We start from the raw sequence: 17,890 nt of genomic DNA on the forward strand, positions 1-17,890 counted from the left end.
ATTATGATGTTTGATTAGCTCATAAAATACTAATTTGTGTTATCATTAACACGTTTTTTGAACCAACGATTATCGTTGTGTTCGGAATTAACGTTGACATATTGCAATTCAGTTTTCAATGTTCATTTAAATAGTTGCTTTATCACTATATCATGTCCGTTAATATCTTGTCAATAAGAAATTAATATTTCGTAACAATCAATTAACATTACTTTAATAATATTAAACTATTATTTTGAAGTTAACAAGTATATTTTTTACACTTTTTTCAAAATGATATTAAATAATGTTTTTGCCGTTTTTGACGACTTTTATATAATATCAAGTCTCACAATCAAAGTCAACAATTATTTTAGTGATTTATAAATTGTTTTTTTGTTGCGTCTGTAGTGCCTGTTGTCAGGTCACAAGATATAATTCTAACATCATTACAAATAAATGCAAGTAAAAAATGGAGAGAAATTAAAATAATTTCTCTCCATCCTTAAATCAGCTTTATTTAGCTGTTTTTTCAATGATTTGTTGCGCTATTGATTGATATATTTGCCCTAATTTATCATCCTCTTGATAAATTGAAGGTGCAAAATCTTTCGGATTCCATGATGGTTGTTCCAATGGTAATTGCCCTAGGAGATCTGTTTGTAGTTCTTCAGCAAGTTTTTCTCCTCCACCTGAACCAAATACATATTCTTTATTTCCCGTCTCTTTACTTTCAAAATAAGACATATTTTCAATAACGCCTAAGATTGAATGTTCAGTATGTTTCGCCATTGCTCCAGCTCTAGCAGCTACGAACGCTGCTGTTGGATGAGGTGTTGTTACAATAATTTCTTTACTAGAAGGCAACATAGAATGGACGTCTAACGCAACATCACCAGTTCCAGGTGGTAAATCTAATAATAGATAATCTAATTCACCCCAACGCACTTCCATAAAGAAATTCGTAAGCATTTTACCTAGCATTGGACCTCGCCATATAACTGGTGCATTTTCTTCCACAAAGAATGCCATTGATATAACTTTGACCCCATGTCGTTCTACAGGAATGATTTCTTTACCTTGTACACCCGGCTTTTCATCGATGCCCATCATATCTGGAACACTAAAACCATAAATATCTGCATCTACTAATCCGACTTTCTTACCTTCTCTGGCAAGTGATACTGCTAAATTAACAGCGACTGTTGATTTACCGACGCCACCTTTACCTGATGCAATCGCAATAAATTCAACTGGATTATCTTTTGACAATAAACCTTCTATTGTTTGTGGCTGATCATCATTTACGCCTCTATATGATTCAACTTTATCTGAAGGTAGTTCTTCGAATCTTATTCCTACCGTGTTCGCTCCATTTTCTTTTAAAGCTTCAACAATTGCCATTTGCAATTCTAATTGAGGTTGTCCACCTAATTGAGCAATAGCAATTTTCACACTAACATGCTCAATCTCTTCTTTTATTGAGACATCTACAATACCTTCTGACTCTTTCAATGGTACACCAATGATAGGGTCTTTGATTTCACCTACTATTGATTTAACTTGCTCGATCGTTAACACAATGCGTCCCCCTTAAAGTTACATACTTAAAATCTTTACTATATGAATAAATTAATTCTAACAAACTATACCTACATTTGTTGTTAATCGTTGTCTCCAGTATAAATATATTTTAACTAATAAAAAAGGAGTTAGCTCAATTTATTTATAATTTATAAAAATAAATGACTAACTCCTCGGCAGGAAGTCTACACTTCTCTTGTATTCACTTTTGTTTCTGCTCTATTTTCTTTTATAAAGCAAGCAATAATCAGTCCGATAAACACCAATACACTCACAACAGCAAAAGAAAGATCAACACCTGCAGCTATTGCTTGTCTCTGTATCATTGCCTGTGATTCATTGGCACTTGGATCAGGCGCAAAGTTTTTTGATCCAATTGACATTATGGTTACCATTAATGCAGTACCTAACGACCCAGCTGTGACACGTCCAAAGTTACTAATTGCTGTTCCGTGAGAAATATTTTTATTACTTAGTGAATTAATTCCTGCTGTATTCAGTGGCATCATCAATAATGAAACTGAAAACATTCTTAACGCATACACAATAATGAGATACGTATATGATGTATCCGCCTTTAAGAAACACAACATAACTGTGAAAATAGTTAATAAAGTGAAACCTGTTAAGACAAGTGGTCTAGCACCATACTTATCATAGAATTTCCCGGTAAAGATAGACATCACACCATTGATAATTGCTCCTGGCATAATCACCAGTCCTGACAATAACGCTGACAACCCTAAGGCATTTTGAACATATAATGGAATTAATAATGCTGGTCCAACCATTGATAACATTACTATCATCGATGAAATAGTTGTTAAGCAGAATACTTTATTTTTAAATACAATAATATTTAATAGTGGATTACTAATGCGGATCTGTCTTCTAATAAATGCACCAATAATTACTAAACTAATTGCAAGTGATACTAACACTATTGGATTATGAAATCCTAAATTACCTGCACTACTAAAAGCATAAAGCATCAAGCCGAAACCTAAAGTAGAATATATAACTGAACGTTTATCTAATTTTGTATCTTTAGTCTCGTTATAGCTTTTTAAGAAAATAGCTCCGAAAATAAATCCTAAAGACGCTACTATTACAACTACTACGAATGGCATACGCCAACTCATGGTATCAACAATCAGCCCTGAAAGTGTAGGTCCAATAGCAGGAGCAAACTGTATAACTAAACCAGCTAATCCCATAGCAAATCCTCGCTCATCCTTTGGAAATAGCATAAATAATGTAAATTGCATTAATGGCATAATCACTCCTGCACCAATAGCTTGGATTACACGAGCTAACATTAATATAGGAAAAGTAGGTGCTAAAGCCGCTACAATAGAACCAATTAAAAAAATCCCCATCGCCATTAAGAATAATGGACGCGTCTTAATTTTATCCATTAAAAATGCAGTTAATGGAATCATAACACCATTGACTAGCATAAACCCTGTTACCAGCCATTGTGATGTGTTTTCAGTGATGTGAAGACCTTTCATAATATGAGGCAGAGCCGTATTTAATAAAGTCTGGTTCAATATTGCTACAAAAGCACTCACAATCATAACCGCAACAATCATATTTCTTTGTGACTTAGGTAGTGTTTGATTTTGCATATTGTCACTCCTTAATATTCAACAGAATGACGATAGCATTATCTTAACTTTGACATACTATCGTCATTTGCTTACTTTTTTTGATTTAAATTTTCGCTATCGGGATAAAAGATTTCTTTGCATATAAATAATATTCCAATAATAACGACAATAACCCAAAAATCAATATTGATATAAGTATAGTGTATGTGAACAATGAAGTAGAATAACAAAGTGGTTACAGTAAATGTAATTAAGTGATAAGTTAATCCTTGAAAGTAAGGATTGTCTGGTAATTTCTTTCTAAAATAATCCATTAAATTTTCAATGATAAATAATGTGAAATAACCTAATACGATATAGCTACCATAATAAAATAAGTTATCGTAAAAGTTTTTATTATAACCGAAGTATGCTAAATGGAAATAAATCAAAATTCTACTGAGTCCATATAAACCGAAGCCTAAAAACGCTAAAAATATAGCACCTGAAATAATAAACACAGAAAGTACAATAAGCGTGGTTATCAAGTATCTTATATATTTCATTGCTTACTGTCCTCCCCTTAAAATAATAGTTCAGCTTCTTAGAACTTATTCCAAACAATAATATTAATATACTACCATTATAACAAGTAGTTACCAAATACAAAAAAACAAGAGCTAAAATTCCAATATTTCAACCCTTGTTTCAACTCATCGTCTGTCACATTGCTAACTACCATTGTTATCTATGTGCGGTTTATACATGAAAGACCATAAAATAATTAAAATGAATAGAATAATACAAACTAACAATAATACATTATGAATTTGTAGGCCTATAAACAATATTGACATTGCATACACATAACCCATTATGGTTGAACCAATTGAATTTCCTAAACTCTTCGTCAATGTATAAAGTGACATCATCCGCTTCATATGTTCAGGAGATGTTTCTTCTTGAGTAATCACACTGTCTTTAGTATAAACTGTTCCAAAACTTACACCCGCAAACAACAAACTAAATGCTATAAATAGTGGGTGTTCTGTACCGACAAACACTAAAATTGAACATAGTAGCAATGATGTAAAAGCAGCCAAATATAGCATCTTTCGTGATAAGCGCATTTCAATTTTTGCTAAGGAAAAGTTTAACATTAACCAAGCAAATGATATTGGGAAAATGACAAACCCACTTTGTAACGGCGATAATTTCAATTCTTCTTGTAAATAAACTGGCATATAAAGGTTATACCCCATTAACATAATTGCATATAGAAAGTCAGTCGTAAAAACGAGTACTATCATTTTGTTAAATTCTTTAACAGGTACGAATGGCATACTGATCGATTTTTCATTTTTATATAAAATCATTGCAACGATACAGGCTACTACAAATGCAATTACATTCAAATAAATATGAGACGTATTCATAACAGCAAATAATAAAAAGAATATAAATATGTAGAAAAGTGTTAAACCTCTAATATCTAGCTTACTCTTGCGACCATTCTCAGTCGATGAGGTTTCGTTATCGAAATGGAAGGTCATCAATGCAAGTACCATTGCTAATATTGCAATTGGAATATTTACAAAAAACAACCAATGCCATGATGCAAATTCAAGTATTCCGCCACCTAGTACCGGCCCAATAATACTTGAAATGCCCCAAACGCTACCAACTATCCCCATAATTTTATAGCGCAGTGGAATTTCAAATGCAAGTTTAGGAACAATTTGACATAAGGCCATCATTATTCCTGCACCCAATCCTTGTATAAATCTTGAAATAATTAATATAGTAAATGTTTCACTTAGTCCTGAAAATAAACTACCGATCGTGAAACATAACAAACCAAACATTGTTATGTAAATCATTCTAGTACGTTCAAGTAATTCCCCAACTATTGGATTCGCAATTACAATGGCAATAAAATAAACAGCAAAAATCAATGAGATAGATGAAGTGACATTTAAATCATCCTTTATTGTCGGTAACGCTAATGACACAATAGAAGTTTCAATTGCAGACATGAACATAATTAATAATAATGCTATAACAATACCTATAGATTTTATATTCATAACATACCTCCTAACCTGATTTTATTGAATCAAGTACTTTTAAAATAAACCATTAATTTGAAAGATGTGCAATAACTAAAGGTCAAATTACACCATTTGACCGATACAGAAATTATCGTATATTAACGGTAATACGAATAACATGCTGGCGTTTTTGCTAAATTAACATTAAAAATGGCTAACCTCGTAAAGAACGAGATTAACCTGAAATTTAATTAAATATTTAGTTACTTAACTTTGAACAGTTTCAAATTTATAAGCATTCATATACAGTCATTTTCTAAGGATGAGCTTCCAAACTTGATATATTAATTACAAAACTTTTATTCTGAATTAAATCAAGAAAATGATAGCGATAAAATGACATGCTGACGCGATGATTATAAATAAATGCCATATCATATGGAAATAAGGTCTTTCCTTTTGAGCATAGAACCAAGCGCCTCCAGTATATGCCAGTCCACCTAGGACGATAAAAGTAATAAACAACGCTGACGTTTTTATTACAATTAAAGGGGAAAATAAAATACCCATCCATCCCATAACTAAATACATCGTTAAACTTAATTTATGATTTACATATTTAGCTAAGGATTTATAAAGAATACCCCAAATTGTTATTCCCCATAATATGGCCATTGCAAGCCAACCTAACCATCCACCTACTATGATAAGAAACACTGGCGTATATGTACCAGCAATTGCTAAAAATATCATACTATGATCAATAATTCTCATTACATATTTATGTGGTGAATCATTTTGCATTGCATGATAAATTGTAGATGCTAAAAACATCATAAAAATACTTATTAAATAGACTGACACACTTAATGTGCCTAAGAATCCATTATCAATATAACTTTGAACTGCCGCATACGGAAGTGCCAACAATACCAACATTGCACCTACACCATGTGAAATCGAATTTCCCAATTCTTCTCCAAAGGTTAAAGGTATGATGTCATTAAAAGACTTTCTCATCTTTTTATTTACTTTTATTGTATCTGCCATTTGGCATACCACCTTCTATTAAATCAAGTTCATGCTTTTCAAATCAGCAGTTGCTGTTTCGACACTATCTTTACCTTCTTTATTCTTTAAAGGTGAAAATTCTTGATTTCTATCTACTTGTAATGTAATAAAACTATTTGCGTATTTGAATATATCAAAATAAAATAATTCAAACTTTAACGTCGGTTGTTCAATGACCCCAAAATCTTCATCTAATTGCTTTAAATTCTTTATTGCAAGATGATATGGTAAATCATAGTCTACAACATCATTGATGAATAATAGTTTAAATGCATGTATGCCAATATTTGCGTTATTAAATTGATTAGCAGCAGCTTCGTCTAGTTCGGAATATTCATAGACCGTATCCTTTTGATTTACATGTACTAATCTACCCACACTTTCATTAGGTTTAGGTTGGATAGATTTCGTTGTAATTTCCTTACTGTTCTTATAAGTATAGCCAGCAAATACCGGATCCAAGACTTTAACTAAAACATTATCAATATTATTTAAAAAGATGTACTCAACGCCATTTTCTAACATTTCAGCTAAATAGCCAGCTTTTTTAAGGGATTTGAACACACCACCATTACCATTTGGTGTCTCTAAAATATTCCCATCAGCATCCAAGACCAGTTTACCTTCTTCAGATAATGCAACAATGTTATCCTGTTCAAAGAAATGTATATGCTCAGCATCATAGCCAAAATAACCTTGATCTTCAAAATATAATTGAGTTTCTCTATTATTTACTTTGCTCGTCATTATATACCAATCGATATAGACACCCGTTTGTTCGTGTAACGCAATAAGTTGTTTCGCTTGTAACTCAAACAAACTTACACCCTCGATTTCAAATGAACCTTTAGGTCCCTTATACCCTAAACGCGTACCTTGACCACCGGCCATTAATAACACTGCAAACTTGCCATTTTTAATTGCATCTATTCCAATACTTTCATATTCATTTAACAATGATTCTGATAATGTATTTTTGACTTCGTATTTGACTTCATCAACTTCAGTTACATCATCTATAACTTGCTTATTCACATATAAATCTTCGTACAAATCTCGAATGTTAGATAAGTTTAATGAGTCAACCTTATTAGCTAATTGTTCCTTTTCATTTGAACTCATCATTTTTTCAAATTCAATTAAATGTGCTTGATTATACTTTTCTAACTCTTTCTTGTCTAGCATATTTTCGCTCCTTATTGACTAAAGATTATATAAAAAATATATTTTATTTACACAGTGATTTTATAAATTCTGTATTCTCACTTTATATTATAATCACAGCATATACAACTGTAATCATAATAATTTCATGATTAAATCATCAACAAATGATTTGAAAAACAAATAAAATGCACCAATTGATAAAGCACTTGCAAGAGATAAATCTATCATACCGCCCGTCTTAAATACAATCGGGAACTTCACACTTATCGGTACCGGATAAAATAATTTAACTCCTCTAGGCGTTAACATATCTAGTATAACATGTGAACACAAGCCACATACAATTGCTATTAAATAATGACTAGGTGTTTGAATAAAATATAATATCCCCGTAATAATAGATATAAACAATATAGAATGGGTAAAGGTTCGATGACCGAACATAAGTCTAATAATTAAACTCAATAATTTAAATCTTCTACCAATCTTACTTTGTGTATGACAAATATCAGGTAATAAGCTTGAAATAATAGCAAGCGTTATAATAGTAATAGATGTAAACAAATCAGTATGGTAATATTCTATAGTTAATGCGCCTACTAATAAACCGCATGAGGCATGGGTCTTACCTGTCATATTCATCACTCCTTAATATGCTATATTTTACCATAAAAACGCACAAAATGCGAACATACTTTCGGTACACGCAATTAGTATAACCTAATTTAAATAAGTATCACCTAATCTCTTGAAAACGATTTCAGTATGTTGTATGATATAGCTACAAATTATTTAAAGGATGTGTTCATTTATGGCAATGACAGTTAAAAAAGACAATAATGAGGTACGAATTCAGTGGAGAGTAGCAGATATTAAAATTCCAACAAGTGAAATTACAAATATTTCACAAGATCAAAATATTCATGCAGTGCCTAAATTAGACAGAGATAAAGTATCTCGTATTGGTTCAACATTCGGTAAAACTAACCGAGTAATTATTGATACAAAAGACCATGAATACATTATTTATACGCAAAATGATCAAAAGATTTACAATGAAATAACTAAATAATCGTTTTAAACTGCCTTTAAAATAATAATTAAATTCAGCTGATGTTAATATCAGTCATTAATAAATAGACGAGATTTCGTTTTTCGAAATCTCGTCTTTTTTGAGTTCAATATATTTCAAATATGAATATAAAGAATGGAGCAGTAAGTTTTTATGACAAAAATTACTCCACCATTCTTCAATACATTTCACAAACTGTTGCATAATATATATCATTATTCTCTTGTCAGTTAAATCTATATTGCTAAACTTGGTGGTAATTTTGAAAAACATTTAGTCAATACAAGTAAATAGATAAATCCTATACACGTCCATGCAGAACCGAGTATTAAGGCATGTATGTCTAAACTCACAAATAGACTGATATCTAGTATGCAACCTATTGCTGGTATAAATAAGTAACTCAATTTTTTGAATCCTTCTCTTTGCTTTAATTTTATATAATAATAAGCAATTACAGAAATATTAACAAAAGCAAAAGAAATAAATGCACCAAAATTAATAAAAGAAGTAGACGTACTAATAGTCATAAATACACCTATAGTACCAATAATCCCAATAAATATAAGATTAAATATAGGGGTTTGATGTTTTTTATCCACAAAACCAAAAATACGCTTATTTAATACTCCATCTCTTCCCATCGCATATAATATACGAGCGCCACTCGTTTGCGCTGATAAACCTGAAGCAAATTGAGCTAAGATTAATCCACTTAAAAATAAAGCTGATAAGAAATTACCTCCAACAATTTTTGCAATTTCAAATGCTGCTGATTCTGTATTATGAATTACATTGAAATTAGGAACTGTAATCGATAATACATACGCGACCGCTACAAAAATAAAGCCACCTATAATGGTTATAAGCATTATAGCTCTTGGTATCGTCTTGCTTGGATTTTTAGTTTCTTCAGCAAGTGTAGTAACCGCATCAAATCCTAAGAAAGAGTAACACGCAATTGAGGCACCAGCCAGTATAGGCGACATATGGTGACCTGCTATAGCAAATATATGACGACTTAATAGACTACCTTCACCCATACCATGTACTACATTCCATATACATAAACCTAAAAAAATTATAATTACTAATATTTGAAATAACATGATTAATAAATTCATTGAAGTTGTAGTATTAATACCAATAATATTAATTGCAGTAGTGATGATTATAAAAATAATAATCCACGACCAATTTGGCATGAATGGAAAAGCTGTCGTTAAATATTCTGCGCCAATTAACCAGATAACTAATGGTAAGAATAGATAATCCAACATTATCGTCCAACCCACCATAAATCCCAATGATGGATGTAAACTTTTAGAAACAAAAGTATATGCTGACCCAGCTGAAGGAAACACCTTTGCCATTTTCCCATAACTATAAGCCGTAAATAACATCGCAATTGTTGCAAATAAATAGGCATATGGCACATAACCACTTGTTGTTGCATACAAAGTTCCATAAGTTCCAAACACTATCATTGGAGCCATATACGCTAGACCAAACATAATAACTTGATAGAGTGATAAAGATTGCTTTAATTTACCTTGTTCCATTAATATCACACTCCCCTTTAGCATGACTTAATTGTTGATAAATATTAGGATGCAATTGATTGATATAATCTAACTGTGGATCACGTTCCGTTGTTAACTGTAAATCCAAACATTCGACTGTTGCTTTATCATCGACTTGTAATAAACAATTGGCATTATGATCATACACTGCACTATGACCAAAAAATACTAAAGAACCATTTACTCCAAATTGATTAGCAATAGCGATAGGTACTTCATTTTCTAGCGCTCGACTAGCAATATATATATCCTGATGTTTTTGATAAGGTGCCATATTCGCCGTAGATATAAGTATTAATTCTGCACCTTTCAATTTTAAAATTCGTGCAACTTCTGGAAATTCTAAGTCATAACAAATCATTAAGCCAAAGTTCCCGAATCTAGTTGGTACAACGACAAACTCATCGCCTCGCTCAAATAACATTTGCTCATTTGCAAATAAATGCGTCTTTCTATATTTTCCAATTATTTCCCCATTGCAGTCTATATACACTGATGTAATATAGTAGCATTGTCTATCGACTTCAGGAAATGAAACTATCGTATCAACATGGTATTGAATACATGTTTCCATGATTTTTTGTAAAATACGTGAAGTATCTTCAATCGCTACTCGATCTAATAACTCAGTTTCTTCTATATAACCTGAAATTGATAATTCAGGAAATAATACTAAATCTGACTGAAATTGACTCTCTGTTTTTAAAATATCGCATATGTCATTAATATTCTGCTTTAAGTCTCCTAAATTCGGCTCAAATTGAGCTAATGAAATTTTCATCAACATATCCCCTTTGTATTAAATTAATGAACCTCATATAACTAGCAAATTCTATAAATTCCACCCTTCGTTTCGAAAAAAATAAATTATTAAATTTAATTATCTGAATTTTACTACAATTCTGGTTAGTTATAAAAGAACCAGATAGAACGTTTTTAAGGTACCAGTTTATAAAAATAATTTTTAGCGAAAAGTGTTATAATAAACAGTACAAAATTAGAAAGTAGGTGCATGATATGTATGTAGTTACAAATAGAATTGATTTAAAAAAAGGCTATGCCGAAAAAATGGCACCACATTTTACCAAAGGTGGTAAAATCGAGGATTTACAAGGCTTTATCAAAATAGAGGTTTGGCAAATAGAAAATGAAGCGGATTACGATCAAATGTATGTAAATACATGGTGGGAATCTGAAGATGATTTCAAAGGTTGGTTATCAAGTGATGCCTTTAAAGAAGCACACAGCGGCAAATCAAAAAATTCAGAGGAATCACCTGTACTAGGTAATGAGGTTGTTAAGGCAACCGTACTATCGAAATTAAATTAAAGTTATGATTTAGCTTTAATTAATATATTATATGAAACAAACTAAGTGTCCTTTGGCATTTAGTTTGTTTTTTGTACGTATAGCTGTCGTGCATATCGTTTTTTATGTAGCGTTTAAGTGTTGAGAAACTGTCTAATCTATATTTGTAATATCGGATACGAATTAGAATTCAATTTAATATTAATATAGAACATTTAATTAATCATTGATGAGGGCGACAATGTCTTGATTATTTTAAATAAATTGATTGCTACATCAACCTATCTTATTACACTATTATTTGAATTTAGCTTTAAGCGATAATACATTAAGTAGTCAGTTCCATAAATATTATTACTTTTTTTTGAAAATGGTGCCGACTCCTGTGGGAATAGCACATGCCGAAGACTACAGGCTGAGGCTGGGCACACGGAAAGCGTGCACCATATTCTCAATTAACAATAAAATGATGACAATAGAACCTATCTTATTACATTATTATTTGAATTTAGCTTTAAGCGATAATACATTAAGTAGTCAGTTCCATAAATATTATTACTTTTTTATTTAAAAATGGTGCCGACTCCTGTGGGAATAGCACATGCCGAAGACTACAGGCTGAGGCTGGGCCCACGGAAAGCGTGCACCATATTTTCAATTAACAATAAAAAACTGTCGATAAGATCAAATCTTAATCGACAGTCATACTAACTTATATCAAACTTAATTAAAATAAAGATGCGCCATTAAAGCAATAATCGGTAATGAAATAATTGTTCTTATTAAAAAGATAATAAACAATTTAAAGATACTTACTGGTATCTTCGAACCTAAAATAACACCACCAACTTCAGATAAATAAATTAATTGCGTTATACTTAAAGCACCTATTACAAATAATGTAATATTATTACCAACCCCTTCTATCAATATAGAAGGCAAGAACATATCAGCAAAACCTATTAATACAGTTTCTGAAGCTTGAGCTGCTTCCGGAATTTGCAATAATTCCAAATACGGTACAAACGGTTTACCTATAATGGCAAACACAGAAGTATAATTCGCTATAATCGTAGCTATTGTCCCAATCGCCATAACTACTGGTAAGATAACAAACCACATATCAATTACAGTCTTAAAACCTGATTTAAAGAAAGCAATAAATCCTGGTGCTTTAATTCCTACTTCTGTAGCCATGTCAAAGCCATGTCCAAGCGCGGTTTTATTTTCAGGTAAACGCTCTGTTCTAGTTTCCTCTGATACTTCCTTTGCATATTCATCTTTAATTTTATTTAATGGCCAAATACGTGGCAAAATAAACGCACAGACTAGACAAGAAACTATAACAGTTAAATAAAAATAAAAGAAATGCTTTTCCATGTGTACCGTACTAGCAACAACAATAGCAAAAGTTAGTGACACCACACTAAATGTTGTTGAAATTACAGTTGCTTCACGTCTAGAATAGAAACCCTCTTCATACTGTCTACTCGTAATCAAGACGCCTACTGTACCATCCCCAATAAATGAAGCTAAATTATCAACTGTAGAGCGACCTGGCAATGTAAATAATGGACGCATAATGGGTCTAAATAATGGTCCCAGTAATTCTAACAATCCATATTCCATCAGTAATGGTAAGAATAAAGCTGCAAATAGAAATACAGTTACTAAGGTAGGCAATAAACTATCGAATACTAAGCCACCCGTATCACTTGAGTAAATAACTTTGCTCCCCACTTTTAAATAAGTCATCCACACAAAAATAACTGCGATAACTCTCAGTACTAGCCAAACCCAACGCACATTAAACGCATTGTTCATTAAACTATCTGGTTTTAATCTATTTTTAAATACTGTAGAACATAACACTGTCAAAATTCCTGATAATGTAATGATTACTACAATTAGTGTTGGCATTGCTCCACCTATTAAGTCCTTTAACACGCCAGCTAAAAATGCTACTGGTAACGTTTTTTGCTTTTCACCGTCAACTGTTGCTGTCACGGGAACTAAAAAAAGAATAATACCAATTAAAGACATAATTATAAATTTAAGTCGACCACGGACAATTTGCGATTTATTATATTGATTCATCAAACGACCTCCTTTTCACGTCATTTAAGTTTCGTACAAAAAACAACAGCAATAATTATAACCTATAATGTATAATTATGTAAATGTAAATTCTATGACACTTCATATATTATTCCTATCATAAAAAAAGTTGGCCTATAAATCTACTTTTTGAGTAAATTTATAACCAACTTTATATATATTTGCTTTAAAATTCCTATTACAGTTGAAAACTTATATTTTCCTCAATAAGAATAAAAAGTATGGTACACCCACTATTGCTACTACAACACCTACCGGAATATCGATTGGTGGATGAATGCCTCTTGCTAAACCATCACTAATTACTAATATTAGTGCGCCAATCAACCCCGACATAGTTGTAATATGAATATGTTTATGTCCTACCATTCGTCTAGCGATATGTGGCGCTATTAGACCTAGGAAGCTTAATCCACCAACGACTGAAATAGAAGCCCCTGCTAAAGTTACAGCTAGAAATAGTAAGATCATTTTAATCATTTTTACTTTCGTACCTAGTGCAATAGCTATATCATCACCAAGCGTTAAAATATCTAACTGATGACAGAAGTAAAATATAACAGGTAATGATAAGATAAACCACGGCAATAATACATATACATTAGACATATTATGACCATACAAGCTACCTGTTAACCACACTAATGCTGTGTTTGCATCTTGCGGGTTGCGAATTAATAGAAATTGCACAATTGCCGTACAAATCGCTCCAATTGCTAATCCAATCAATGCTAGTTTAGAACCTTGAACATTAAATTTAGAAATTAACGTAGTCAAAATCAAACTAATTACTAATGCGCCTGCAAATGAACCGAAAGGTAAAACAAATAATGGTGCTGACGGAAATAGCATAATAATTGTTACTGCAGAAAGACTTGCTCCTTTAGTTATACCAATAACATCTGGTGAAGCAAGTGGATTTCTAACAACACCCTGTATTAACGACCCCGATATCGCCAAACTACATCCGACGATTAGCGCAAGTAACATTCTCGGTGTACGATATTCATTTAATATAAAATTATCGTGTAATAGTAAGCTTTTTATAACGTTAATCGGATTAATAAATACAGCTCCAACAGAAAGCGATACAATTGACGATACAAGCAACAATATGACAACGATTGTATATTTAAAAGATAAACGTTGAATCATATACGATCCACCCCTCTAATCGTTATTGCTAAGAAATAAAGTGCGCCAATAAATGACGTCACGATACCAACTGGTGATTCAAACGGGTATGTGATTAATCTAGAAAGCACATCAGATAGTAGCAATAAATCAGCACCTATTATCATTGTTAATGGCACCATAAGCTTGTAATCTGTACGAATATAATGCTTTACAATGTGAGGGACAATTAACCCAACAAAACCAATTGGACCTGCAATTGAAACGGATGTTCCTGCAAGAACAATAACCAGTAGTCCTGTAACGATTCTAATAACTTTAACATTCTGACCTAGAGCAGTAGCTAAATCTTCACCAAGTTCCATAATCGTCAATTGCCTTGAAATAATTATCGTAGCTATAAATGCCATAACTAACCAAGGTATGATACCGATTATTTGTGCCCATTTTATACTTGATAAAGATCCGACTAACCAAAACATTACCGTTGTTGTAGAATCTTCGTTAAGTAGAATTATGCCTTGCGTTAAACTTGAGAAAAACAAATGAATTGCCATACCAGCTAATGCAAGTTTAACAGGTGTCATTCCTCTAGCTGAACCTGACAATAGATAAACTGTTAATCCACCGATAAACGCCCCAATAAATGCCAACAATGTTGAGTATGCAGTTAGGGCAGGAATAATCATAGTTATTGTAACAATAACAAACGATGCACCTGCGTTAACACCAAAAATTTGTGGTGAAGCAAGTGGGTTTCTCGTCATTGCTTGCATAAGTAAACCGGCTAGACCTAACGCTGCACCTATAAAAAGACCGGCAAGCATTCTAGGCATTCTTACATTATGTATTAAAAAAGTTTGCTTTGTATCTACATGATCCCAAAAATAGTTCTTAAAATCTCCCAAACCTATGTGAGACGAGCCAACACTAAGATTAAAATAAATAATGACAAAAAGCGCACATACACTCACTAAAAAAGTGAGTGTTGTGCGTTTTGACATGTTATGATCTTTTGTGTCGGTCTGACTAACATTTGTTAATTTAGTCATTTACCATTCACCTTACTTTTGTTGTTTATCTTCTTTTTGCTTTTTAGAAATTTCTACTAATTCTTTAGCGATTTGTTCAGAAGAAATTATACCACGCGCTCTCGCCCATGTATTACGATCTACAACTGATACTCTATTATTCTTAACAGCATCTAAGTCTTGCCAAACAGGATCTTTTTCTTGAGATTTCAAGTTAGGATCATTTTCACCTTTATCCGCCATAATAAACATGCGACCAGGGTTAATGTCTGAAAGGACTTCTGAATTTAGTTGTAGGTAAGGTCCTTTAAGATATTTTGAAAGGTGATCAGTTTTTGTTTTATTTAAAGCATTATTGAAACCTAATTCTTTTAATAACTGACCTACATACGTATTATCAGGATGTGCTAACAAACCAGATTTAGCTACTACAGCAGGAAGTACCGGCTGTGATTTGTCCATCGTGATATCTTTACTGTATTTATCCATTAATTCATTATGCTCTTTTAGTCTTTCTTTACCTTTATCTTCTTTACCTACTGCTTTAGCTATTGTTTTAAATGCTTCAAGATTATCTTTATAGTCACTATCAAAACTTGGAAGCATAATTGTCGGAGCTATTTTTTCAAGATCCTTTTTAATACCTTTATGTCGATTGCTATCAGCGATGATTAAATCAGGCTTTTGGTTACTAATTTCTTCTAAGTTTGGTTGCTTACGTGCACCTACTGAAGTATAATCACCAATTTTATTTCTGATTGGTTTTAAAATTCTATTTTTATCTCCATCATCAGCAACACCGACAGGTTTAATATCTAAAGCTGCTAGTGCATCAACAAATGAAAATTCTAATGCTACAACACGTTTTGGATTCTTACCGACTTTAGTTGTCCCACCATCATTTTTAATTGATACTGTTTCCTTGTCGGATTTGTTGCTTTTAGATTTGTCAGAACCGTTATCACTCACACTACCACACGCCGCTAATAAAGCCACAGTTAATGTTAATAACAAGATTCCCATAATCTTATAGCTATGTTTCATTGTCTTCACTCCTTAAATATGTATCATTACATATTTATTTTATTGATAATAATTATCACTGTCAATAAGAAATTGAATGAATATTTAGTTATTTAATATTCATTCGTTTTTAGCGTGTGAAGCTGATGATTCACGCTTTGGACAACTTCATCATATATATATGTTTTAGCTAAATTAGGCATATACATACTATGAGCCAGTGCTTTATAACCAAGACTAAATTGAATTTTATCTCCCACTTGATAATGATCGTGGTTCTCTAAATCTATCATCACATGATCACTTGTTGCACCTAACACCTTAATTTGATGGTGTAATGGTTTGATTTCAGCAACATACGTATCTAAACTTCCAATATCTACAATTGCTTGTAAATAATGTTTACCTGTTGATATATTCACACGTGGTTTAATTTCTACAATCTCTGTTTCTAATATGATTGCGTCTTGATAGAGTGAGGCAATAGGTTGATTCGTCGTCGTCTCGACGCCTCTAAATAATGTTTCTCCGACTCTTAGTTCATTTATTTTTCCTAAATCTGTATAGAGCATTTGAGGTATCAAGCTAGAATTTCCACCTGATACAATTCGAAAGCGCATTTGTGTTTCCATCTCTACTGAATCGACAAATTGATTAATCATCTCGATGTCAAGATCTGTTGGAACTATAGACTGAAAGCACATAAAGTTAAATGCAAGACCAGCAATTGAAACATGATGCATCTTCATAATTTCATTAATGTAATCGACGATGTCATATGTCAAAATACCTTCACGTGCATCTTTCCAATCAACCATCAATAAAATTTTATGCTTCACTTGTTGCTTTGCAGCGATATCGTTGATACGTCGAATTGTTTCAAGTTCAGTTTGAACACTAATTTCAGTGAAACGAACGATATCTTCTAATTCTTGCTGGTTACCTGTGCGAATCATTGTATAACTTATATCCTCATCAACAGTCTTCGTTATATTATCAATTCTCGCATCCGCAAAATGAGTGATGCCTACATCCTTTAACGTTTCAACTATTCGTCTATCGCCACCCACACATTTAACTACTGGTGTAAACTGAATGTTATGACTAGTGAATATTGACTGCAATACACTCGCATTATATTGAATTTTTGATAGATTGATTTTTACTTGTGCCATTT

The 17,890-nt window shown here is 32.1% G+C and carries 16 protein-coding genes; 2 read left to right on the forward strand and 14 right to left on the reverse strand.

From position 1 onward, the window contains the following. Positions 1–495: 495 nt before the first annotated feature. From ACF91D_RS26235 to ACF91D_RS26265, 7 genes are all read right to left on the reverse strand, one after another. Positions 496–1,560 carry a P-loop NTPase gene (locus ACF91D_RS26235; RefSeq protein WP_042739037.1) on the reverse strand — a complete coding sequence of 355 codons (1,065 nt, stop codon included), beginning with the start codon at positions 1,558–1,560 and terminating at the stop codon, positions 496–498. 188 nt (positions 1,561–1,748) lie between these two features. Beyond that, positions 1,749–3,194 (reverse strand): MDR family MFS transporter, encoded by a 1,446-nt coding sequence (locus tag ACF91D_RS26240; RefSeq protein ID WP_107526938.1) that lies wholly within the window; start codon positions 3,192–3,194, stop codon positions 1,749–1,751. Between the two features lie 71 nt (positions 3,195–3,265). Then, positions 3,266–3,721, reverse strand: a complete 456-nt coding sequence (locus ACF91D_RS26245) for a SepA family multidrug efflux transporter (RefSeq protein WP_042739039.1) — start codon at positions 3,719–3,721, stop codon at positions 3,266–3,268. A gap of 165 nt (positions 3,722–3,886) precedes the next feature. Beyond that, positions 3,887–5,242 (reverse strand): multidrug efflux MFS transporter SdrM, encoded by a 1,356-nt coding sequence (gene sdrM / locus ACF91D_RS26250; protein ID WP_042739040.1) that lies wholly within the window; start codon positions 5,240–5,242, stop codon positions 3,887–3,889. A gap of 333 nt (positions 5,243–5,575) precedes the next feature. Continuing rightward, the gene (gene trhA / locus ACF91D_RS26255; protein ID WP_042739041.1) at positions 5,576–6,256 is read right to left on the reverse strand and encodes a PAQR family membrane homeostasis protein TrhA; all 681 of its coding nucleotides are present in this window, start codon (positions 6,254–6,256) and stop codon (positions 5,576–5,578) included. 18 nt (positions 6,257–6,274) lie between these two features. Next, entirely contained in the window at positions 6,275–7,462 is a 1,188-nt protein-coding gene (locus ACF91D_RS26260) for a UTP--glucose-1-phosphate uridylyltransferase (RefSeq protein ID WP_107513175.1), read from the reverse strand. 114 nt (positions 7,463–7,576) lie between these two features. Continuing rightward, the gene (locus ACF91D_RS26265; protein WP_107526936.1) at positions 7,577–8,080 is read right to left on the reverse strand and encodes a metal-dependent hydrolase; all 504 of its coding nucleotides are present in this window, start codon (positions 8,078–8,080) and stop codon (positions 7,577–7,579) included. 175 nt (positions 8,081–8,255) lie between these two features. Here ACF91D_RS26265 and ACF91D_RS26270 point away from each other — a divergent pair, with 175 nt between their 5' ends. Beyond that, positions 8,256–8,516, forward strand: coding sequence for a SunI/YnzG family protein (locus tag ACF91D_RS26270; RefSeq protein ID WP_042739044.1), 261 nt, complete (start codon positions 8,256–8,258; stop codon positions 8,514–8,516). 236 nt (positions 8,517–8,752) lie between these two features. Here the strand turns inward: ACF91D_RS26270 and ACF91D_RS26275 are convergent, their stop codons facing one another. After that, a complete protein-coding gene (locus ACF91D_RS26275; protein ID WP_107526935.1) occupies positions 8,753–10,078 on the reverse strand; it encodes an APC family permease in 1,326 nt (441 codons plus the stop codon). Further along, positions 10,065–10,880, reverse strand: a complete 816-nt coding sequence (locus ACF91D_RS26280; protein ID WP_157946373.1) for a carbon-nitrogen hydrolase family protein — start codon at positions 10,878–10,880, stop codon at positions 10,065–10,067. The genes ACF91D_RS26275 and ACF91D_RS26280 overlap by 14 nt, the downstream gene beginning before the upstream one ends. A 236-nt stretch (positions 10,881–11,116) precedes the next feature. On the opposite strand from ACF91D_RS26280, the gene ACF91D_RS26285 reads away from it, so the two are divergent. Beyond that, positions 11,117–11,428, forward strand: coding sequence for a heme oxygenase (locus ACF91D_RS26285; protein WP_042739047.1), 312 nt, complete (start codon positions 11,117–11,119; stop codon positions 11,426–11,428). Between the two features lie 702 nt (positions 11,429–12,130). On the opposite strand, the gene ACF91D_RS26290 is transcribed toward ACF91D_RS26285, so the two are convergent. The 5 genes from ACF91D_RS26290 to ACF91D_RS26310 form a co-directional block, all read right to left on the reverse strand. After that, positions 12,131–13,504: a YjiH family protein gene (locus tag ACF91D_RS26290; protein ID WP_107513140.1), complete on the reverse strand. Its 1,374-nt coding sequence runs from the start codon at positions 13,502–13,504 to the stop codon at positions 12,131–12,133. A 213-nt stretch (positions 13,505–13,717) separates the two neighbouring features. Continuing rightward, positions 13,718–14,680 carry an iron chelate uptake ABC transporter family permease subunit gene (locus ACF91D_RS26295; protein WP_042739049.1) on the reverse strand — a complete coding sequence of 321 codons (963 nt, stop codon included), beginning with the start codon at positions 14,678–14,680 and terminating at the stop codon, positions 13,718–13,720. Continuing rightward, positions 14,677–15,711, reverse strand: coding sequence for a FecCD family ABC transporter permease (locus ACF91D_RS26300; protein ID WP_107513138.1), 1,035 nt, complete (start codon positions 15,709–15,711; stop codon positions 14,677–14,679). Before ACF91D_RS26300 ends, ACF91D_RS26295 begins: the two co-directional genes overlap by 4 nt. Positions 15,712–15,723: 12 nt before the next feature. After that, positions 15,724–16,734 (reverse strand): ABC transporter substrate-binding protein, encoded by a 1,011-nt coding sequence (locus ACF91D_RS26305; RefSeq protein WP_042739051.1) that lies wholly within the window; start codon positions 16,732–16,734, stop codon positions 15,724–15,726. A 92-nt stretch (positions 16,735–16,826) separates the two neighbouring features. Further along, positions 16,827–17,888: an alanine/ornithine racemase family PLP-dependent enzyme gene (locus ACF91D_RS26310; protein ID WP_107526933.1), complete on the reverse strand. Its 1,062-nt coding sequence runs from the start codon at positions 17,886–17,888 to the stop codon at positions 16,827–16,829. Between the last annotated feature and the right edge of the window lie 2 nt (positions 17,889–17,890).

The sequence above is a fragment of the Staphylococcus sp. 231237_7MaSpsaltlick genome (assembly GCF_043107035.1).